Genomic DNA, 19,545 nt, shown 5'->3' on the forward strand with positions numbered 1-19,545 from the left:
GGTTCACTGTCTATGTAGATGCTGGCTTTTTCTTCAAGGCTCTATTCATCAAACCAAGAACCAACAGACCAAAAATTGCGCCAGGTTCAGGAATAGCAGTTGCAGTTAACTTACCCCCAAGATCCAACCTACAGTCTGGATATGTATCGCATACTTCTGGGGAAAGGTCATCCTTCAAGAATATTTTAGCTGTTGGTAATCCTTGTTCAGCATTTAGATAAGTATAAAAATCTAAACCTGTCACATCTGTTGCAAAGTCAATTCCTAAATCAAAACCATTAGATGTGTCAAAATTACCAGTTTGTAAAACGGTCTTTGTGACTGGATCAAAGTTGAAATTAAAACTACTATCCGATTGGGGAAAATCGTAGTTAAAACTTTGTAGTAAAGTTCCCTGTGGGTTGAAAAAAGAAATACCAAAATCAGTCAGTTGATCCTTGGTAACAATGCTTCCCAGGAAATTATCATCATAGCTGAACTGCCCTTTAGCTGAATAACCTTTATCTCCTAGCCAATCAAGCTCAAAAGAAGCAGCATCAGCACTGGGAGCATGAATTAAACCAGCTATACTAAAAGCAACAACAGCTACAGTAGCTTTAATTTGGTTACGAATGCTTTTCATGTTCTTGATATTTGGTATTGTAGTTAACTGCAAAATTTTCATCAGCATTGCAATCAATACTGGTTCTTGAAATTACTTGCGTAGTTAGCAAAATGCAAAACGCAAGATAATTCAGAGTCAATAGGCTTAATTGCTCCTAAAACTAGAAGCTTTAAGCTCTGTCACTGATAAGACAAATGGACTTTTCTATCTGATTAATGTCTGAAATGCTTCAGGCAAATTGTATCATTTAGATTCAGATTTTCCTTATATTTTTTCCATGAAATATAATTTTTTTCAAGAGATTAGGTTATATTTGTTTGCTTAAATTAATCTTTAACTTGCCTTAACCAAACCTCATCTTATCGCCAGTATACAAATATCTTTATTTTGTAAAATCCACTCTTATATATTATTTGTTTTACCTTCTAAGAAGCACCATTACAACGAAGCTATCTGCCACCGCAGACTATGTTGATATATAGATGATAGGCTGGATAAACCAACATAACATGCATGTTCTTTGCTGATTTTAGGTAATTTTTATATAAATTTATCTTTTGTTAACTAACCCTAAATTAAATAAACCATTACCCAAATTTAATCAAAATCAAATATTTTTTCTTAAGCATTCTTTGAAGTAACCAAACCATCCTCATGACATTCTCAAGACGTAAATTTTTTGCAGTAGCAGGTACAACTGCTGTCGGCACTTTGATGGTGTCTCCTTTGGAAGGTCTTCTAGCCAGACAAACCTTTGGTCGAAAATTTGGTAAAGGATATGGGCCACTTGTAGCAGATCCCAATGGCTTGTTAGATTTACCAGCCGGATTTCAGTATCGAACTTTTTCTCTAACAGATGAACTCATGAACGATGGCACTTTAGTGCCTGGCGGTCACGATGGGATGGCGGCTTTCCCAGGCCCCAGAAATACAGTAATTTTAGTTCGCAACCACGAACTTAGCCCTGGTTCACCTACACAAGTCATCGGGCCAAGACCCTACGATCCACTTTGTAAAGGTGGCACAACAAATTTAGTTGTTGGGCCTAATCGTCAGTTAATCAAACACTTCACTTCCATAAGTGGAACCTATCGTAACTGTGCAGGTGGGCCAACTCCTTGGGGTTCATGGATTACCTGTGAAGAAAACACCTCCACTGTGGCTACAAATAATCCAGCAAATCCTACTAATAATGTCTCAACTTCCCACGGTTATAACTTTGAGGTTCCAGCTAGCGCTACTTCTCCTGTAAAGCCTGAGCCTCTAATAGCTATGGGACGCTTTAACCATGAAGCCGTTGCTGTAGACCCCAAAACTGGAATTGTCTATGAGACAGAAGACCGAGGAGATAGTCTCTTTTACCGTTTCATTCCAAAAGAACGTGGCAGGTTAGAAAAAGGAGGCACTCTTCAAGCCTTAAAATTCAAAGATATTTTTCAAGCACAAACCTTTGCGGATTTCCCTAAACGGAAGCCGATGAAAGTAGAGTGGGTAACAATTACTGACCCTAATCCACCTGAAGATACTGTACGAGTAGAAGGTTTTGCAAAAGGAGCAGCCCAGTTTGCTCGTGGGGAAGGTATCTGGTATGGTGACGGTGAAATTTACTTTTGCTGTACAAGTGGCGGTGCTTTAGGTCTTGGTCAAGTCTGGCGCTATATTCCTGCTAAAGAGACAATTGAACTGTTTGTAGAGTCTACATCTTCTGCCGAACTGGAAAATCCAGATAACATCGTTGTTTCACCTTATGGTGATCTCATTCTTTGTGAAGATGGAGATGATGAGCAGTTCTTAGTAGGTGTTACTCCCAAGGGTGAACTCTATCAATTCGCACGTAATGCTATCAATGACAGGGAGTTCGCTGGTGCTTGCTTCTCACCTGATGGTAAGACTTTGTTTGTCAACATCCAAACTCCTGGTATTACTTTCGCAATTTGGGGCCCTTGGACAAGTCATAGAGGCTAATATCAAGTCGTAATATCAATTTAGCCCGCCGCACGTATCGCTACTATATCGTTGAATTATCTTAGGTAAGCAGACAAGGGGAGGAGAGGACAATTCTCCTTCCCTTGTCTTTTGATTGACACCTTGAGAGTACCGTCTGAAACTGACTCTGCCATAAAAGCTATTTGCTGGGTAAATTGGGATATAGAACCAGAAAATTTTCTGTGTAAACTTGACCAGCAAATGGTAATGAAAAACTATTATCAAGATTTTATAATTCGTGATTGGGTTCCAAGCGATCGCACAAGAGCCGCCGAAGTCATCAGTTATGTATTATCAGAATACGGTCTGGGTTGGGAACCAAAGGGCGCTGACCGAGATGTGCTGCAAGTTGAGGAATGTTATTTAGCTACTGGGGGAGAGTTTTGGGTAATTGAACACCAAAGCCAGTTAGTAGGTACTGGGGCATACTACCCCATACATCGAGGTGAAAAAGCTGTAGAAATCCGCAAAATGTATCTTTTACCCAGCATCAGGGGTTTAGGATTAGGGAAATATTTGTTACAACAGCTAGAAGCAGCGATCGCAAAGCGTGGTTTTCAGGAAATTTGGATTGAAACCGCCAGTGTTCTGGTGGAAGCAGTCAAGCTGTATGAAAGCAACGGTTACACTCCAGCAACAGGGGTAGAAACAACACGCTGCGATCGCGTGTATTTTAAGTCACTAGTCAATGGTCATTAGTCATTGGTCACTTGTACTGAGCGAAGTCGAAGTATTGGTCATTAGCTAAGAACAAAGGACAAGTGACTAATGACAAAGGACAATTCTAAAATGCACCCTTGGATCAAAAATTTCACAGGCTTACTCAACCTTTTCCTTCAATCCCATTGCCCCTTATGTCAACGCGCAACTTCCCAAGAATTTTGTCATAACTGCACCAGACAACTGCAAAAATGTCAACGTAAAGACCCGATTTCTTTATGGAAAGAGCCAATACCAGTGTTTGGTTGGGGGGAGTATGGTGGCCCGGTAAAACGAGCGATCGCGGTGATGAAATACGAAAATCAACCCCAAATAGCTCGCCCTTTGGGTCAATGGTTAGGAGAAGCATGGTTGTTAAATTCGCCCAGGCGAGATAGCCAACCTGTGGTAGTTCCGATTCCACTGCATCCTAGTAAGCAAAAGCAACGTAAATACAATCAAGCTGCACTAATAGCCCAAAGCTTCTGCGAAATAACTGGATTAAAATTGAAACTAAACGGTTTAGCCAGAGTGCGAGAAACTGAGGCGCAATTTGGTTTATCGGTATCTAAGCGAGAAAAAAACTTGGCTCAAGCTTTTGCTGTTGGACAAGAATTTTGCGATCGCCCCCCAAATGTTCCTGTGCTGTTAGTGGACGACATTTATACTACCGGTGCTACTGCCAGGTCTGCTGTGCAAACACTTCGTCAGTATGGAATCGTGGTCTTAGGATTAGTAGCAGTAGCCACTGCTGTCAAAGACGGATAAATCCAGGCTTAATGGGTTAACTTGAACATATAAGCGCATAAATTTACCGAATTATTCTATTCTTGTGGAAAAAATTGCTTGAAATGTATGAATAAAGTTTTTGCGGCGGGTTTGAAGCAATTCATGATTATTCCTGCCACATTGCTGGCAATAGGCGTAAGTACAAGTGCGGCTTTTGCCCAAAATAAGTTGTATAGTCCAATTCCTCTATCTAACAGTACTGAACTTTCCGATAGCCTCTCAGATAAAGACATTCCCACAGGTCAAGGTGGGTTTGCTCGTGATTATACTGTGAAGTTACAAAAGGGCGATAATTTAGCAGTTGATCTGTCATCTGAAAATTTTGACAGCATTATCACACTGCTAGCACCCGATGGTTCAACTATGGCAGAAAATGATGATGGGCCTGATGGTAGTAGCAATTCCCTGCTATTTACCCGCATCGTAGAGACAGGGAATTATGTTATTCGTGTCCGGTCTTTTGGAGAAACTGGGGTGGGGAATTTTAAACTCAAGGTGACAAAGCTGCAACCGATTAAATGAGTTGGGAACTGGGAATTGGGGATTGGGGGAAAGACTTGTTTCAAGTTCTCACCCCTTGTCCCCTTGTCCCCTTGTCCCCTTGTCCCCTTGTCCCCACATCTTAAAAAACGGTCATCACGCAGAGAAATAAGGCTTCAGTCCACTCGACGACTGCGCCGTAGGTGTCTCCGGTGTGTCCGCCTAATTTGTGGTTGAACCATGCACCGGTTAAAGTGGCGATCGCACTTCCGGCAATTATCATTGCTAGTGCGAGAAATAATTGCTGTTTATCTATCAGCACTAGTAAACCGCTCAAAGCCAACAGCAATAACAATCCTGGCAATAAATCTTTGTAAGAACGAATGGCTTGTTTGTGAAATGCACCTTTGCCGGCTGGTTTTAAATAAGGATATCGGGCGATCGCTACTTGTTGTCCCCAACGTCCCCAGCCACAAGCCGCCATCAGTAACAAACAACGGTTTTCTGACATATCTGTTAAGGCTGTAATTTTGAGTAACACTAAGGCGATCGCAGTCATTGCCCCAAATGCACCTGTAGCACTATCTGCCATCACCTCCAGCCGCCGTTTTGGGTCGCCCACTGCTAAACCATCGGCAGTATCCATTGCTCCATCTAAGTGCAGTCCTCCAGTTATGGCAATCCAAATACTTACTACCAAAGCACTACGAGTTAACACGGGTACAGCAATATAATCCATCCCCGTATCCAGTAACCCTAAAATTCCCCCAATCATCAACCCTACAAGCGAAGCAAGACGCGCCACTTCCTGAAACTCTAATCCGTCCAAATACGGTAATGGAATACTTGTGTAAAATATAATACTAGCTGCCAGCTTTAACAGCAGCTTTTTCCACCACTGTTGCTGTTTCGTCATCGTAGTTACATTAATATTTGGTTAATTGCTGGATAATAGGCTTGGCTTCGGTACAACCGACATAAGCAGACTTTAAAAATTTAGATAAGATTTACTTCTGTTAGAGATTATCACTGAAAATTTTGTTATCCTGGTCTAAGTAGTAAATAAAAAATTTTGAGCAGTTTTTTATACAGAAAAACGAATGATTCAGGAAATTAAAATTCCATCAGTAATCAAAATTTGGATTTTGTATTCGTTAACTAAAAACTTACTCCAAATTGTTAGACGATTGCCCCACAAAATTGATATTTTTTTAAATGTAGGGAGTAAACAAGCTACTCAATTATGACAGTTTAGCTATGTTCTTGCTCTCCTTAGCTCAATCGCTATTTTCCTATGAGTCACCATCTACCCGACACCAGGATACCAGCTCCGTGCATTATTAACACGGGCATCATTGTGAATAAGGTCGACATCCGGCGATTGCTGGCAGATTTAGGTCGAGTCCACTACATCTACACCCAAGAAGATAAGGTACTGAGCGAGGGTGAAGGGGATGTGATGGAAGTTTTTGCTAATCCACAAAGGTCTACCTTAGTGGCTAATCATGCGCTATATTTGAATGTTTGTAGTTTTGATTACTTGGAACTCAAACAGTCATCGCAACAAGAAACTTACTTTGATTTGATGCAAGAAGGAGTGTGTCTGCGGTTGATTCCCCGCTCAACCCCCGTACAAGAACGGCGAGAGCGAACCTTCAATGTCAGCGCCATAGAAGCGATGATGGAGCAAGTCCTCTCAGCCAGATGGGATGCAGAAATTGACGATGACTGTTCTGATTCTTTTTAAACCTAATCCCCAGCCCCTTCCCTACAAGGTAAGGGGAGCAATAATCAAAGCCTATCAGACCTTTCGGGGAGAGGAATGGAAGTGGGGTTTTAAGAATAAGTCGCACATCGCGTAAAATAGCTACTTCTATACCAATTTGATGTCAGGCTGCGTTTTATTGATGTAGGGGCAATTCATGAATTGCCCCTACGTCGTATAGTTTTGCATAAGTCTTAATAGGTGCATCTTCAAAAATCCAAAATGGCATGAGTGCGAATTTTTCCTTTGAATGTCTTGCTTGCTGTAGTCAGACAAAAGCTAGAGCCGGAGTGTTTTCCACTCCTCACGGGGTTGTAGAAACCCCCAGATTTATGCCAGTGGGAACGCTGGCAAATGTCAAAACTATCACCCCAGCCCAGCTACGAGATACTGGGGCGCAAATGGTTTTATCCAATACTTATCATCTTCACCTACAACCAGGGGAAGCGATCGTGGCTGGAGGTGGAGGATTACACAAGTTTATGGGTTGGAACGGCCCGATGCTTACAGATTCGGGTGGGTTTCAAGTGTTCAGTTTAAGTGAGATGCGAAAAATTACTGAAGAAGGTGTAACTTTCCGCTCACCCCACGATGGACGAATTATTAACTTGACACCAGAACGCTCCATTGAGATTCAAAATACTTTGGGGGCAGATGTGATCATGGCCTTTGATGAGTGCCCACCCTACCCAGCGACTCGCCAAGAGGTGGAAACTGCAACTGAGCGCACTTATCGCTGGTTAGAACGCTGTATAACGGCTCATCAACGCAGTGAGCAGGCTTTGTTTGGGATTGTGCAAGGGGGCGTGTATTTGGATTTGCGTTGCCGTGCGGCTGAAGCTTTGGCTAAGTTAGATTTGCCTGGATATGCCATTGGTGGCGTGAGTGTGGGAGAACCGCCAGAATTGATGGCTGAGATTGTAAAAGTCACAGCACCGCTTCTACCGCCCGAAAAGCCGCGCTATTTGATGGGTGTGGGTACTTATCGGGAAATGGCGATCGCGATCGCATCTGGGATAGATTTATTTGATTGCGTAATTCCCACTCGCTGGGCAAGGCATGGAACAGCAATAGTCCAGGGCGGACGCTGGAATTTAAAGAATGCTAAGTTTCGTGAAGATTTTGCGCCATTAGATGAAACTTGTCCCTGCTACACTTGTCAAAATTTTAGCCGAGCTTACGTATCTCATTTAGTGCGATCGCAAGAAATTTTAGCTTATACGTTGTTGAGCATTCACAACATTACCGAGCTAATTCGCTTTACCCAAAAGATTAGAGAAGCAATATTAAGCGATCGCTTTGTCACAGAATTTGGTCACTGGCTCAACTCATCTGAATCAGCACCAGATGAAGAAGAAATTACAAATGACAAATAACTATTGACCAATGACCAAGACCCAAACCATGTTAAGATATTTCTCAATTATGAAAGCTGTGTTGGATAGGTGGATTTAAACAAACATGGAAGCAGCACTTTTATTAGCAAAACTGCCTGAAGCTTACCAAATCTTCGATCCTTTGGTAGATGTTCTCCCAGTCATCCCTGTATTCTTCTTGTTGCTTGCTTTCGTTTGGCAAGCAGCTGTGGGATTTAGGTAAGTTAGTCTATTTTTCGATTTAATAGGACAGGTATATTATCTGTCCTATTTTTTGTGGCATTGTGTTTCATACAATTAACATTTATTAATATTTTGTAATGATTTAATATAATAAATAAGATGTGAATCAAGCCATGTCAATATAAAGCCTTGAAAGCCAAGCTTAGGTCAAGGAGGGATGATTTATGGGTAATATCAAATTTGTTAAAGAGAATAAAGAAGTAGTGGCTGCCGATGGTGCTAATCTCCGGCTCAAAGCTATGCAAAATGGCATTGATATATATACATTCATTGGCAAGATGACTAATTGCGGTGGTAGTGGACAATGCGGTACTTGCATTGTTGAGATAGTTGAAGGACTAGAAAATCTTTCCCCCCGCACAGATGTAGAAAACCGTAAATTCAAGAAGAAACCCGAAAATTACCGTCTTGCCTGTCAAACTTTAGTGAATGGCTCAGTCAGCGTAGTCACCAAGCCTTAAGTTTTCAAATTTGTATCCAGTCAGGAGTCAAAATACTTACCAAAATTAAGTTGACTCATTTTGAATTTTGAATTGGTATAACTCTGTCGTTGATAATGGTATCCTAATGTTGTTGACTGGAAAACTAAGAGAGGCTTTCTTGCCATGCAAGTTAATGACCTGGGGTTCGTAGCGAGCATTTTGTTCGTATTAGTTCCCACTGTGTTTTTACTAATTCTGTACATCCAAACTGCTAGCCGTCAAGGTGGAAAAGATAGTTAAGAATTTGTGTATAAAATAAATGACCCCCGCACTAGTAGTGTGGGGGTTTTTATTTATCAACCGCTAATATCATGTCCGGTTAAACGATTATCATTGCGTACCAGGGAGGGCGGAACCCGCAGGGTACGAAGTGGAACGCAGCAATCCCAAAAGCCTTGCACTCGCAATGACATATCACTAAGTAATTTGCCGGAGATGATATAACTGAGTGCTGAGTAGTAAAGACAAGACAAATTTGACTTTTTTACTACCCTTTTACAAGAATTTTTATACTCAGCACTCTTAATTTAAGCGATCGTCCGCGCTAATAATACCGGACAAGCGGCGTTGATTCTAACATAGTCAGATAAAGAAGATCCGATGAGTCTGTCTATATCAACAAAACTCTTAGCGATCGATGGACGGCGATCTGGAGAACCGAGTAATAATAAGTCTATATTCAACTCCTCTGCCAAGCGACAAATTTCTTCACCAGGTTTGCCACTGCTGATATAACAACGAGATTGGATACCTTGTTTTTGAGCTTCTGCAACTGCGGCTGCTAAAACTGGATTTTTATCTGAGTTAACCTCGGTTATCTCCGATTTTTTACCACCTAAATCTGTACTAATATTTGCCAAAATTAACTGGCCTCCCTGAATATCTCGCAGTAAAAACAGTGCCAATTTCAAGCAATTTTTTGCAGAATCAGAGCTGTCTATTGCCACCATAATGCGCTTAATTCTTTTCACATAAATGTCATCTTTTACCAGCAACATGGGGCGAGAAGATAGCTGGAAAACATACTGACTAACTGAGTTCGATAAAATCGATTGCAGTCGCTTAAGTCCGCGTGAACCCATAACAATCAAGTCAGCATCAATTTCATCAGCTACTTGACAAACTACATCTTTGGGATCGCCTTCGCGCAAAATTGAAGAAACCTGACTAGGATCTAAGTTCAATGTTTGAATGGCATTAGCCAGAATTTTACCGCCATTTTCCCATTTAGTTGTCATGGTAGCAGCAGTATTTTGTGCTTGAACAACATGCAAAATTGTAACTTTCGCAGATTCAATTGAAGGGATTTCTCTCAGGGTTTTGAGCATTTCTTCTGCGTGTCCCAATCCCGACACAGCCAGCAAAATTTTTTTTATCATCTTACGTAATTGTTTTCAAGTTTACTTTTGTTTTCGCTTTTAGTACTTGGCTCAGGTCAGACTTTTACCGCTTTACTCGATAACCTAGTTAGTAAGTTCGCACAAATAAACTTTGTTTCTTAATATTTAATACCCAAACAAATAGTAAAGTAAAAAAGACTCAACAAAACTTTAAGTTTATTTGCACCTAATTACTTAACTTGTTAACTAGACTCCAATTATTAAGCATACTCTCAAATTAGTCTGACTAACTTCATAAAATATGATGTTAGTTATCATTGTTAATCTATATTTACTTTTTTTAATTAGAAGTTAGTTAAGTATTGCAAAGAAATGCCAGAATAACTCTTTAAAATAATTGATTGGCTGTAGTTTAAGAAGCGATCGCTTCTAGCTTGAATATTCTAAAGTTATATTTCGACCTCTCCCTGGTTTTTCTACGTAAAACCGTCCCTCTCCGATTCGGAGAGGGAAAGACTTGAACTTTAGTTGCAGTCAGAAAGAGGTTGATCGAACTCACGTTAACTTAGTTGCGCTCCTGGTTGTCCGTTTTGGACGACAAAGGAAGCTAGGGTTTTGACAGAGGCATTCAAGTCAACAATGCTTGATACAACGCGGTAGTCAGTTTGCCAGCGTTGTGGAGTAAGGTTGCAACGGACGTATCCCCGGTAAGCACCATCAAAGAACTTAGTATGGGGATTGTTGGTTAGAGCAGCTTGAACTGGAGCAATAAATGCTGTGGGAAAGTCAGAGGAAATTGAGGTTCCGACGAACTCAGTGCCTACGGTTGCTGAGTTGGGGTTATTAAAATCAAGCTTCAGGTCGTGTACCCAATTAGAATGGATATCTCCGGTAATCACCACTGGATTAGAAGGTTGGCGCTGGTTGAGAAAATTCAAGAGCCGATTCCGTGCAGCCACGTAGCCGTCCCACTGATCCACATTGAAGACACCTGAACCTGGATTACTATTAAAATTGTACTGGCCAAGCATCGTCTGTTGAGCAATCACGTTCCAGCGCGATCGCGACTGATCTAAACCTTTTCGTAACCACTGCTCTTGTTCTGAGCCAGTCATGGTAGCTTTTGGATCAAAAGCTTCTGGACAGCGAGGCTTAAGTCCGTCATCACAAGGCTGGTTAGTCCGGTACTGCCTTGTGTCTAAGACATTGAACTCAGCTAAATTACCAAAAGTGAACCGCCGATAAAGTAGCATATCTGGGCCTTTGGGCAGCGAAGATTCACGGAGAGGCATGTGTTCGTAGTAAGCCTGGTACGCATTAGCTCGGCGTTTCCTAAAAGCCTCTTCGGTTTGGTTATCTTCGGGGATTAAATTGGCATAGTTATTGTCAACTTCATGATCGTCCCAAGTGACAATCCAGGGAAAAGCAGCATGAGCAGCTTGGAGATTCTGGTCTGTTCTGTACAAAGCGTAGCGATCGCGGTAGTCTGCAAGAGTGATGATTTCTGGACTGTTATGTTGACGTGGCCCACCAGATTCTGGCCCATATTCGTAAATATAATCACCTAGATGAACCACAAGGTCGAGGTTTTCATCTGCTAAATGCCGATAAGCCGTATAATAGCCGTTTTGCCAGTCTTGACAGGAGACAAAAGCAAAGTTCAGTTGTTGGGTATAGCTATAAAATGCTGGTGCTGTGCGAGTTCGCCCAATGGGGCTAGCTTCCCTACCCACTTGAAATTGATACCAGTACCAACGGTCAGAATCTAGCCCACGGACATCAACGTGGACTGAGTGTGCTAACTCTGGTGTTGCCAGAACTGTTCCTCGACGCACAACCTGTTTCATGTTTTCATCAAGGGCAACTTGCCAACGCACTGGCACATTTACCACTGGCATCCCACCTCCAGAGAGTGGTTTTGGAGCCAGTCGTGTCCAGATAACAACACCATCTGGCAAAGGATCGCCAGAGGCAACACCAAGACTGAACGGATAATCAGAAAACCTTGAGTTAGCTAATACTGGATGCCATTGGCTAGCGATTGTTAACCCCGTTAAGAATCCTGCACCCAACAAAAAACTCCGCCGTCTGCACCGATTTGCTAGGAAGCGCGTGCCATCTATAAGTTCCATATTCACCTCTACCCAGATGTAAATACAAGGAACCTAGCAATCCAGGATCAAGCAGAAATTAAGATTTTGTTAAGTTTAATATTGGGAATTGGGAATTGGGGAAAGACTTGTTTCAAGTTCTCACCTCTTGTCCCCTTGTCCCCTTGTCCCTGCCCCACTAAATTTAAAACCTGCCATTTCCCTGAACAATGTGCTTAACGGTGGTCAAAGTTTCTAAGCTGATAAATCCTCGACGATGACCTTTTTGGTTAGACATACCGAGAAACACTGAATCTCCCCGCGACGGGTTACGGGAAAAACGCGGGGAAGTGTTGATGTAGGTAGAGGCGCTGTTAACTCCCAAAGCAAACTGCCGACTTTCTTGGTAAGATTCAGTAACGATGCAATCGGCATGACCACTGCTGTGTTGATTAATCCAGGCGATCGCACCCTCTAAGCTATCCACCAGTTTAAAAGCTACTGTTCTAGTTAAATAAGGGTTTCCCCATTCGCCCTCTTTCACCAGATGCAACTGGGGAAAAGCTTCTACTAGTTCTGCATCCCCTTTAACTTCAAAGCCTTTTTCCGTCAAGCTGTTCCACAGAACTGCTAAGGATGAAGGTAAGGCTTGGCGGTGAATGAGTACCTTTTCAATGGCGTTGACTTGATCGGGTTCACTTTGATGGCTATCAAGAATCATCCAGCGCACCATTTCTAAGCTGGAATTTAGCGACCAGTAGAGATAACAGTTACCCATTGCTGACTTTAAGACTGGGCAAGTTGACTGGCGTACTACCTGCTGTACCAAGCTAGTACGTCCGTAGGGGATCACTAGATTCACATACTGATCTTGAGTTACTACATCTCGAATTGAAGCACCATGTTCGGCTGTAATCAGTTCTACACAGCCCGGAGGTAGACCAACTTCTGCGATCGCATTTTGCAGTGCTTCAGCGATAGCGGCGTTAGAATGGCTAGCTTCAGTACTGCCTTTGAGAATTATACTATTGCCAGTTTTGATGCAAAATCCTGCTGCGATCGCTCCTAAATCGGGAAAGGCTTCATAAATAAATCCAATCACTCCCAAGGACATTAACTGGGTGTAACTCTGGGAATCTTCCAGTTGATAATCAGCCGTTCTAACGCGCCGCAGAGGATCTGATAATTCCCCCAACCGTTGTAAAACGTCTACTGTCATTTCTAGCCTTGTGGGAGTCAACTTCAGCCAGTCTAATATCAACTCTGGCACTGCCATTTCCCGACTGGTTTCTAAATCCAACGTATTGGCTTCTAGAATGTCGTCAAATGAACGCTCAATGGCTTGTGCCATCGCCAATACTGCACGACTCCGGTCTGCTCCCTTTGTGATCCCCAGCTTTAGGGAAGCTTGATAGGCTCGTTGGGCGCTAGTAATTGGTTCGGGGTGGTCATCTAAAACTTCAACAGTCATTGAGTTAACGTCTGTAGGTAAGCCAGACCATTAGTGCTGGCAGAATAGCCAATAGTACCGCCACCATTGCCCATGCAATAATGCTGGAACCATTTGCTAATCGCAGCGCTAATGGCAGCCATATAATCACTAGCACGAAAATAATGCCAAGTGCTATAGGCAGATAGCTTTCTCCCAAGCGCGGATGGACAACGTGCCAACTATTTCCCATCCAACGCCAAGCCCGTTTGTAGGGATAGGTGGTGGAAAGCTGTTCTAGGACATGACCATTATCTTCTACTACAAAGATTTGCTGACAGCGATCGCAACCAAATGCTTCTGTCAACGTAATCGGAATTAACTGACCCCGGCGACGACAGGGACAGGGGTAGTCGGTATTGAAATCTATTTTTTCAGGTTTTTGAGATTGCACAAGCGTTCTAGTAACTTGAGCGTGTTTTACACGAACTACGACAATATAATCTTTTGGTAAATGCAATAGAAGCTTCTGCTACTAGAGATTGCTCTCTTTTGATACATAAGTTGGCAACCAGTAGATGCAGCAGACTCTAAAGTATCCTAATTTTCATATCAGTACGGAGTTTTCAATTTGTAGTCTTTCTCCGAAGCTGACAATCTCACATAAAATTTAGACACTAATTGACGTTTCAGTGGGAGCATGGGAGCGTTTATCCCTTAACCTCCAGACACGATTTAGCTATCCGTACATAAGTTTCAAGACTTTTAGATACATTTAAATTTTAGCCAGCAATATGCTGAGATTTCTGATATGCATAAACTCGCTTTCAGAGACTAAGACCTTTGAATTCCCCCATAATTAGAAAAAGTTTTACTAGATGGGTAAAATCTATCCACGAATACGATAGTTCCACCATATATAAATTACTTTATATTCTACCTATCTATGAGATTCATGAACGTTGGGAACGATTCACAGGAATACAACACGAATCGCCAAAGACTTCAATGCACCCTAAAAATACTAAACCTCTTGAAGTTAAAACTATCAAGAGGTTTTAGTTGGAAGCGGGTGACGCGATTCGAACGCGCGACATTCACCTTGGCAAGGTGACGCTCTACCACTGAGCTACACCCGCAATCAATTGCCATATATCAATATCTCAGATTTATCCCTAATTGTCAACCCTTTAATTTGGTCATTAGTCATTGGTCATTAGTGAATAACAAAGGACAAATGACTAATGACTCATTTAGCCGAGTTCTTCTGGCTCTGCCGTTAAATTGCCGATGCTGGCACTTTGAAACGAGGCGGGTAAAGACTGGCTGTTACGAGAATATGGCTCTGCTAGGTTAGAACGCAGTTGCCGCATCAGGCTTGCCATTTCTAGAGCGTTCAGGGCATAATCCCAGCCATGATTACCTTTGATGCCTGCCCGTTCTAAGGCTTGTTGCATAGTGTCTACTGTCAAAATGCCAAAAATTACTGGCACTCCAGTTTGAAAGCTAGCGGCGGCAATGCCTTTAGAAACTTCGGCGGATACATAATCAAAATGGGGTGTTTGTCCTCGAATGACTGCACCTAGACAAATTACAGCATCATAACGATGGGAAAGTGCTAGTTGGCGAGCTACTAAAGGTACCTCAAAACTTCCCGGAACCCAAACATAGTCTACCTGATTACCTTGGGGGTTAGGATCTACACCGTGGCGTTTCAAGCAATCTTGACATCCCTCTAGCAGCTTTCCGGTAACTAGGTCGTTGAATCGACCAATCACTACTGCAAACCGCAAAGGCTCCGTTTGGGTAAAAGTTCCCTCGAAAACTGCCATGACTGCCTCTTAATCAACTATAGTTCTGGCCAATATACATTTCTTATTTGAATGTAGAGGAGCAGGAAAGCACGGTTAAAAAAAGGAAATTGGAAAAAATTTCTCCTTTTCTCCTTTCGTCTTTGACCTTAGCTTTTCTGCTCCTCTAGTTCTTATATTATGTGCCTACGCCAGAGTGAAGCCGTCGCCTACACGACAAAAAAGTTTAACAAACCAACTAAAAACACCAAACCAATCCAGGCGGCAGAACCAACCCAGAGCAGTTTTTTAGATTCAACCCAATTTTGGGGAGTGGCGTAAGCTACGGGAACGCCAACAACCAGGACAAAAGACAATAGAACTAGGCTTATCAAAGCGAATTGGAATATTATGGTCATTTTTGTTTCTCCCAATACAGCGAAATAGTGATATGTCTTACAGTGACATACTCCCACGCTGACAGCAAGCTGTACAGTGCAGGCTTCTCAACCAATCCGGCTATTGCTTAGGAGGCGTTGAGCTTTGTTTTAAGTCCACGGAATGCCCTACCGCAGACTACAAGTTCTTACCTTGTACCCTACAAATTTTACTATCCTGGATGATGTGCTGGCTTATTCGCGCTATTGGACAAACCAATCGGTAATTTGTATTAATCAAGATGTGCCGACTTCTTTTCATGCTGTGCAACGGAGTCGCTTACCAATAGTCGCTATGCTACTGGACAGAGGCTTATCAGACACCAATGTGGGTGAAGCAAACCACAAGTATTTTACCAGAAAAAAGTCTTAATACTATGGATTTAATTCTTTGCCACACAACAGCAGATTTTGACGCACTAGGGGCTGCGGTAGGGTTAACGCGCCTACTACCGGGAAGTAAGATTGTGCTGAGTGGCGGTTCTCACCCTCCTGTAAGGGATTTTTTAGCATTGCATCGGGACGAATATCCGCTAATTGAACGCCGTTCGGTGAATCCAGAAAAAATTCGTTCTCTGACTGTGGTGGATACGCAACAGCGCGATCGCTTGGGTAAAGCTGCTGAGTGGTTAGATTTACCCCATATTAAAGAGATTATAATTTATGACCATCACTTAGGACAAGAATCAAATATTCCGGCTACCGAATCATATATTTCCTCAGTAGGAGCAACCACAACTTTAATCGTTGAGCAATTGCAACAACAGGAAATTTCCTTGACTCCTGCCGAAGCCACAGTGATGGCTTTGGGTATCCACGTTGACACTGGCTCTTTGACTTATGACCAGTCCACACCACGGGATGCTCTAGCTTTGGCTTGGTTGATGCAACAAGGTGCGAGTTTATCGGTAATTTCCACCTACCGTGACCCTGGTTTGTCTGTACAATTGCAGCAGTTATTAACTGAATCGCTGGAAAATTTAGAATATTTTTCTCTACATGGATATACCGTTGCTTGGGTAACTCTAAAAACTAAAAATTTTGTGCCTGGGTTATCGAGTTTGGCATCGGAACTCGTGGAATTAACCGAAATTGATGCCCTACTATTGGCTAATGAATATGATTTGGATGAAGGTGATTCACGGTTAACTGTAATTGGGCGATCGCATATTCCCAAAACAAATCTTAATCTATTATTCCAACTCTTGGGCGGCGGCGGTCATTCACAAGCCGCATCGCTAAATCTAAGAGGAGTTGATTCACAAGCAATATTAAAACAACTCCTTGACGGGGTAAAAGCGCAAATTCCCCATCCTCTCACCGCTAGGGACTTGATGTCTTCTCCTGTCCGCACGATTCTGCCTGAAACTACTATTGGCGAAGCCCAGCGCATTTTATTACGCTATGGGCACTCTGGTTTATCTGTAGTCGATGCCCAAGGGCAACTAGTAGGTATTATTTCGCGCCGGGATCTTGATGTTGCCCTGCACCACGGATTTAGTCATGCGCCAGTCAAAGGCTACATGACCACAAATCTCAAAACAATTACACCAGATACAACACTGCCACAAATTGAGTCGCTGATGGTGACTTATGACATCGGACGCTTACCAGTATTGGAGAATGAACAGTTAGTTGGTCTGGTCACTCGTACTGATGTTTTACGCGAATTACATCAGGAAAGGGATGAAGACGAAGAGGACGAGCAAAAATTCAAAATTCAAAATTCAAAATTCAAAATTCCTCTTAGCACTGAGTTGCAAAATCGCCTTGCTTCTCAGTTATGGCAATTACTCACCATCGCATCGCAAGAAGCCGAAAAACGGGGTTGGCATCTTTATCTTGTCGGGGGTGCGGTGCGGGATTTGCTGTTAGCTGAGACAGCAGGTAGCTTGATGATTAAAGATATTGACCTAGTAGTTGATGGCTTTCACAAATCAGCAGATGTTGGCGCTGGTGTCGAACTAGCAAAAGCACTCCAACAACTTTACCCTGCAGCTCGTTTAGAAATCCACGGGGCTTTTCAAACTGCTGCTTTGTTGTGGCATAAAGACCCAGAATTAGATTCTCTTTGGGTAGATATTGCCACGGCTAGAACAGAGTTTTATCCTTACCCGGCGGCGAATCCAGAGGTTGAGGCGAGTTCGATTCGTCAAGACTTGTATCGTCGAGATTTTACCATTAATGCGATCGCTTTGCGCCTCACCTCTCCTCGTTCCGGTGAATTACTCGATTTCTTTGGCGGTTTACTCGATTTACAAGCTAAACAAATTCGGGTTTTACACCCCAACAGCTTTATCGAAGATCCCACCCGCATTTATCGCGGTGTGCGCTTTGCCGTGCGCTTCGGATTTGAAATTGAACCGCAAACGGAAGAGTTTATTCGCTATGCAATCAACAGTGGTGTTTACGATCGCACTTCCCAAGAGAATACCAAAACTCCAGCCCTACAAACTAGACTCAAAACAGAATTAAAACACATCCTAGAAGCGCCCTACTGGAAATCAGCTTTGCAGTTACTCGATAACTTAGGGGCGTTGCAATGTATCCATCCTACCCTCAAACTAGATGCAGAACTCCTACGGCAATTACGTTTGCTAGAACGCTGTTTGCGGCGATTTGATGCTGAACAAACCCTCATCCATTGGGAAATGCGCTTAGAAGCGTTAATCGCCCATCTAGCACCACAATATCGGGCGAAAGTCGCAAAGAATCTGCAACTGCAAGAGGATAGCATTCAACGTTTGCAAAACTTGGCTTCTGCCCAAACTGAGGTGATGGAATCTTTGCCTAAGTGTCAAAGTCCTAGTCAACTAGTACAGTTGTTGCGAAAATACGATTTACCAATGCTGATTTTAATTGCTTTGCAAAGTCCGCGATCGCTTAGACATCAGATTTGGGAATATTTAACAGTTTGGGCGAATGTGCAGCCACTATTGAATGGCAATGATTTAAAGAAACTTGGTTACAAACCAGGGCCACAGTATCGGCAAATATTAGATGATGTACTTGCTGCTACTTTGGATAGAGTAATTAAAGATAAGACTGAAGCTGAGGAGTTTTTAGCGCAACACTATCCTAAATGAAATAGCTCTGGTCTAAATTGTATCTGGATCGATATTTAACTCCCGCAATTTTGCTGCTAAACGTTCAGCCTTTTGTTCGGCTTGTTCTGCTTGTTGTTGTGACTGTTCAGCCTTTTGCTCGGCTTGTTCTGCTTGTTGTTGTGACTGTTCAGCTTTTTGTTCAGCTTGTTCTGCCGTTTCTTCCGGTGTTGGTACTAGTTGCCCATCTCGTGTAAAAAACCGTAATAAACCTTCATAAACTCCCAAGTATAACCCTAGCTGATGACTCCACAAATATCCTTGTTCACTTGCTTGTAGAGGTTGATATTCTCCATCGACTAAATGAAATCCAGCAAATTCTAGTGTGTAGGGGTCAAACCAAAAATAATCGGGTGTGCGGAAGGTATCTTGATAAATTGTTTTCTTTAAATTTTTGTCAGTATTCGCTGTTGAGTTAGACAAAATTTCTAGAATTACATTCGGATATTTACCATCTTCTTCCCAGACTGCCCAACTTTTACGGGTTTTACGTTCAGTTCCCAGCACTACAAAAAAGTCTGGCCCTCGGAAGTATTCTGATTTGCGTTGGCGTGGACTGTAGTAGATAGTCAGGTTTCCTGCTGCATAGAAATCATTCCTATCTCGCCACAACAATTCCAGACATGTTAAAAGTAGGATTATTTGCCGTAAATGCAGTTCGCTTTCCAAAGGAGGTTCGTCGCTATATAAATCACCAGGGGGAAATATAACATCTTGGAAGATGCCTTGTTGAGAATCTAATTCTTGAGCTATGGTCATAGAATGGATACGGCATCAAGTAGTTATGGATTTATTTTAACAGTCTCGTAGTTAGCGATCGCGCGTAGCTAATCGCCTATTTTGAGGGTACAGGTAAATCGTCCAATTCAGGCTTTATCATCTCAGAACTAATTTCATAAAAAAATCTATCCTAAATATCTTACCTCTGCGT

General features: G+C 42.4%; 20 protein-coding genes and 1 tRNA gene. 11 read left to right on the forward strand and 10 right to left on the reverse strand.

From position 1 onward, the window contains the following. Positions 1 to 10: 10 nt before the first annotated feature. Complete coding sequence (locus VB732_RS14325; protein ID WP_323231533.1) at positions 11 to 622, reverse strand: PEP-CTERM sorting domain-containing protein; 612 nt, start codon at positions 620 to 622, stop codon at positions 11 to 13. A 636-nt stretch (positions 623 to 1,258) separates the two neighbouring features. Between VB732_RS14325 and VB732_RS14330 the strand changes: the two genes are divergently transcribed. The 4 genes from VB732_RS14330 to VB732_RS14345 all read left to right on the forward strand — a co-directional run bounded on the left by VB732_RS14330 (position 1,259) and on the right by VB732_RS14345 (position 4,600). After that, complete coding sequence (locus tag VB732_RS14330) at positions 1,259 to 2,569, forward strand: alkaline phosphatase PhoX (protein ID WP_323231534.1); 1,311 nt, start codon at positions 1,259 to 1,261, stop codon at positions 2,567 to 2,569. A gap of 228 nt (positions 2,570 to 2,797) precedes the next feature. After that, entirely contained in the window at positions 2,798 to 3,289 is a 492-nt protein-coding gene (locus VB732_RS14335; protein ID WP_323231554.1) for a GNAT family N-acetyltransferase, read from the forward strand. 90 nt (positions 3,290 to 3,379) lie between these two features. Continuing rightward, positions 3,380 to 4,057, forward strand: a complete 678-nt coding sequence (locus VB732_RS14340) for a ComF family protein (RefSeq protein ID WP_323231555.1) — start codon at positions 3,380 to 3,382, stop codon at positions 4,055 to 4,057. Positions 4,058 to 4,144: 87 nt separating this feature from the next. Further along, positions 4,145 to 4,600 (forward strand): PPC domain-containing protein, encoded by a 456-nt coding sequence (locus VB732_RS14345; RefSeq protein ID WP_323231535.1) that lies wholly within the window; start codon positions 4,145 to 4,147, stop codon positions 4,598 to 4,600. A gap of 100 nt (positions 4,601 to 4,700) precedes the next feature. On the opposite strand, the gene cobS is transcribed toward VB732_RS14345, so the two are convergent. Beyond that, positions 4,701 to 5,474, reverse strand: coding sequence for an adenosylcobinamide-GDP ribazoletransferase (cobS, locus tag VB732_RS14350; RefSeq protein ID WP_323231536.1), 774 nt, complete (start codon positions 5,472 to 5,474; stop codon positions 4,701 to 4,703). Positions 5,475 to 5,852: 378 nt separating this feature from the next. Between cobS and VB732_RS14355 the strand changes: the two genes are divergently transcribed. From VB732_RS14355 to psbM, 5 genes are all read left to right on the forward strand, one after another. Then, on the forward strand, positions 5,853 to 6,305 hold the full coding sequence (locus VB732_RS14355; protein ID WP_323231538.1) for a hypothetical protein: 453 nt from the start codon (positions 5,853 to 5,855) through the stop codon (positions 6,303 to 6,305). Between the two features lie 245 nt (positions 6,306 to 6,550). Then, complete coding sequence (gene tgt, locus VB732_RS14360; RefSeq protein WP_323231539.1) at positions 6,551 to 7,699, forward strand: tRNA guanosine(34) transglycosylase Tgt; 1,149 nt, start codon at positions 6,551 to 6,553, stop codon at positions 7,697 to 7,699. 85 nt (positions 7,700 to 7,784) lie between these two features. Beyond that, positions 7,785 to 7,922, forward strand: coding sequence for a photosystem II reaction center protein K (locus VB732_RS14365; RefSeq protein WP_006195022.1), 138 nt, complete (start codon positions 7,785 to 7,787; stop codon positions 7,920 to 7,922). A gap of 184 nt (positions 7,923 to 8,106) precedes the next feature. Beyond that, positions 8,107 to 8,403 (forward strand): 2Fe-2S iron-sulfur cluster-binding protein, encoded by a 297-nt coding sequence (locus VB732_RS14370; protein ID WP_323231540.1) that lies wholly within the window; start codon positions 8,107 to 8,109, stop codon positions 8,401 to 8,403. 144 nt (positions 8,404 to 8,547) lie between these two features. Further along, positions 8,548 to 8,664, forward strand: coding sequence for a photosystem II reaction center protein PsbM (gene psbM, locus VB732_RS14375; protein WP_012407089.1), 117 nt, complete (start codon positions 8,548 to 8,550; stop codon positions 8,662 to 8,664). Positions 8,665 to 8,951: 287 nt separating this feature from the next. Here the strand turns inward: psbM and VB732_RS14380 are convergent, their stop codons facing one another. The 7 genes from VB732_RS14380 to psbZ all read right to left on the reverse strand — a co-directional run bounded on the left by VB732_RS14380 (position 8,952) and on the right by psbZ (position 15,492). Continuing rightward, positions 8,952 to 9,803 carry a universal stress protein gene (locus VB732_RS14380; protein ID WP_323231541.1) on the reverse strand — a complete coding sequence of 284 codons (852 nt, stop codon included), beginning with the start codon at positions 9,801 to 9,803 and terminating at the stop codon, positions 8,952 to 8,954. A gap of 521 nt (positions 9,804 to 10,324) precedes the next feature. Beyond that, positions 10,325 to 11,896: an alkaline phosphatase gene (locus VB732_RS14385; protein WP_323231542.1), complete on the reverse strand. Its 1,572-nt coding sequence runs from the start codon at positions 11,894 to 11,896 to the stop codon at positions 10,325 to 10,327. 163 nt (positions 11,897 to 12,059) lie between these two features. After that, positions 12,060 to 13,325 carry a glutamate-5-semialdehyde dehydrogenase gene (locus VB732_RS14390; RefSeq protein WP_323231543.1) on the reverse strand — a complete coding sequence of 422 codons (1,266 nt, stop codon included), beginning with the start codon at positions 13,323 to 13,325 and terminating at the stop codon, positions 12,060 to 12,062. 4 nt (positions 13,326 to 13,329) lie between these two features. Continuing rightward, positions 13,330 to 13,737, reverse strand: coding sequence for a hypothetical protein (locus VB732_RS14395; RefSeq protein WP_094329162.1), 408 nt, complete (start codon positions 13,735 to 13,737; stop codon positions 13,330 to 13,332). Positions 13,738 to 14,350: 613 nt separating this feature from the next. After that, positions 14,351 to 14,422 (reverse strand) — tRNA-Gly (locus tag VB732_RS14400). 114 nt (positions 14,423 to 14,536) lie between these two features. Then, the gene (gene ribH, locus VB732_RS14405; protein ID WP_323231544.1) at positions 14,537 to 15,115 is read right to left on the reverse strand and encodes a 6,7-dimethyl-8-ribityllumazine synthase; all 579 of its coding nucleotides are present in this window, start codon (positions 15,113 to 15,115) and stop codon (positions 14,537 to 14,539) included. Positions 15,116 to 15,303: 188 nt separating this feature from the next. Next, positions 15,304 to 15,492, reverse strand: a complete 189-nt coding sequence (gene psbZ / locus VB732_RS14410; RefSeq protein WP_100901500.1) for a photosystem II reaction center protein PsbZ — start codon at positions 15,490 to 15,492, stop codon at positions 15,304 to 15,306. A 142-nt stretch (positions 15,493 to 15,634) separates the two neighbouring features. Between psbZ and VB732_RS14415 the strand changes: the two genes are divergently transcribed. Together VB732_RS14415 and VB732_RS14420 are read left to right on the forward strand one after the other, a co-directional pair. Next, complete coding sequence (locus tag VB732_RS14415) at positions 15,635 to 15,883, forward strand: hypothetical protein (RefSeq protein ID WP_323231545.1); 249 nt, start codon at positions 15,635 to 15,637, stop codon at positions 15,881 to 15,883. 4 nt (positions 15,884 to 15,887) lie between these two features. Beyond that, positions 15,888 to 18,596 carry a CBS domain-containing protein gene (locus VB732_RS14420; protein WP_323231556.1) on the forward strand — a complete coding sequence of 903 codons (2,709 nt, stop codon included), beginning with the start codon at positions 15,888 to 15,890 and terminating at the stop codon, positions 18,594 to 18,596. Between the two features lie 12 nt (positions 18,597 to 18,608). Here the strand turns inward: VB732_RS14420 and VB732_RS14425 are convergent, their stop codons facing one another. After that, positions 18,609 to 19,373, reverse strand: coding sequence for a Uma2 family endonuclease (locus VB732_RS14425; RefSeq protein WP_323231546.1), 765 nt, complete (start codon positions 19,371 to 19,373; stop codon positions 18,609 to 18,611). Between the last annotated feature and the right edge of the window lie 172 nt (positions 19,374 to 19,545).

The sequence above is a fragment of the Nostoc sp. UHCC 0252 genome, from assembly GCF_034931145.1.
Classification (GTDB): Bacteria; Cyanobacteriota; Cyanobacteriia; order Cyanobacteriales; family Nostocaceae; genus Nostoc.

Coding starts and splice junctions, on each gene's coding strand:
- VB732_RS14325 (WP_323231533.1), bottom strand. CDS start 622: ATGAAAAGCATTCGTAACCAAATTAAAGCTACTGTAGCTGTTGTTGCT.
- VB732_RS14330 (WP_323231534.1), top strand. CDS start 1,259: ATGACATTCTCAAGACGTAAATTTTTTGCAGTAGCAGGTACAACTGCT.
- VB732_RS14335 (WP_323231554.1), top strand. CDS start 2,798: ATGAAAAACTATTATCAAGATTTTATAATTCGTGATTGGGTTCCAAGC.
- VB732_RS14340 (WP_323231555.1), top strand. CDS start 3,380: ATGCACCCTTGGATCAAAAATTTCACAGGCTTACTCAACCTTTTCCTT.
- VB732_RS14345 (WP_323231535.1), top strand. CDS start 4,145: ATGAATAAAGTTTTTGCGGCGGGTTTGAAGCAATTCATGATTATTCCT.
- cobS (WP_323231536.1), bottom strand. CDS start 5,474: ATGACGAAACAGCAACAGTGGTGGAAAAAGCTGCTGTTAAAGCTGGCA.
- VB732_RS14355 (WP_323231538.1), top strand. CDS start 5,853: ATGAGTCACCATCTACCCGACACCAGGATACCAGCTCCGTGCATTATT.
- tgt (WP_323231539.1), top strand. CDS start 6,551: ATGAGTGCGAATTTTTCCTTTGAATGTCTTGCTTGCTGTAGTCAGACA.
- VB732_RS14365 (WP_006195022.1), top strand. CDS start 7,785: ATGGAAGCAGCACTTTTATTAGCAAAACTGCCTGAAGCTTACCAAATC.
- VB732_RS14370 (WP_323231540.1), top strand. CDS start 8,107: ATGGGTAATATCAAATTTGTTAAAGAGAATAAAGAAGTAGTGGCTGCC.
- psbM (WP_012407089.1), top strand. CDS start 8,548: ATGCAAGTTAATGACCTGGGGTTCGTAGCGAGCATTTTGTTCGTATTA.
- VB732_RS14380 (WP_323231541.1), bottom strand. CDS start 9,803: ATGATAAAAAAAATTTTGCTGGCTGTGTCGGGATTGGGACACGCAGAA.
- VB732_RS14385 (WP_323231542.1), bottom strand. CDS start 11,896: ATGGAACTTATAGATGGCACGCGCTTCCTAGCAAATCGGTGCAGACGG.
- VB732_RS14390 (WP_323231543.1), bottom strand. CDS start 13,325: ATGACTGTTGAAGTTTTAGATGACCACCCCGAACCAATTACTAGCGCC.
- ribH (WP_323231544.1), bottom strand. CDS start 15,115: ATGGCAGTTTTCGAGGGAACTTTTACCCAAACGGAGCCTTTGCGGTTT.
- psbZ (WP_100901500.1), bottom strand. CDS start 15,492: ATGACCATAATATTCCAATTCGCTTTGATAAGCCTAGTTCTATTGTCT.
- VB732_RS14415 (WP_323231545.1), top strand. CDS start 15,635: ATGCCCTACCGCAGACTACAAGTTCTTACCTTGTACCCTACAAATTTT.
- VB732_RS14420 (WP_323231556.1), top strand. CDS start 15,888: ATGGATTTAATTCTTTGCCACACAACAGCAGATTTTGACGCACTAGGG.
- VB732_RS14425 (WP_323231546.1), bottom strand. CDS start 19,373: ATGACCATAGCTCAAGAATTAGATTCTCAACAAGGCATCTTCCAAGAT.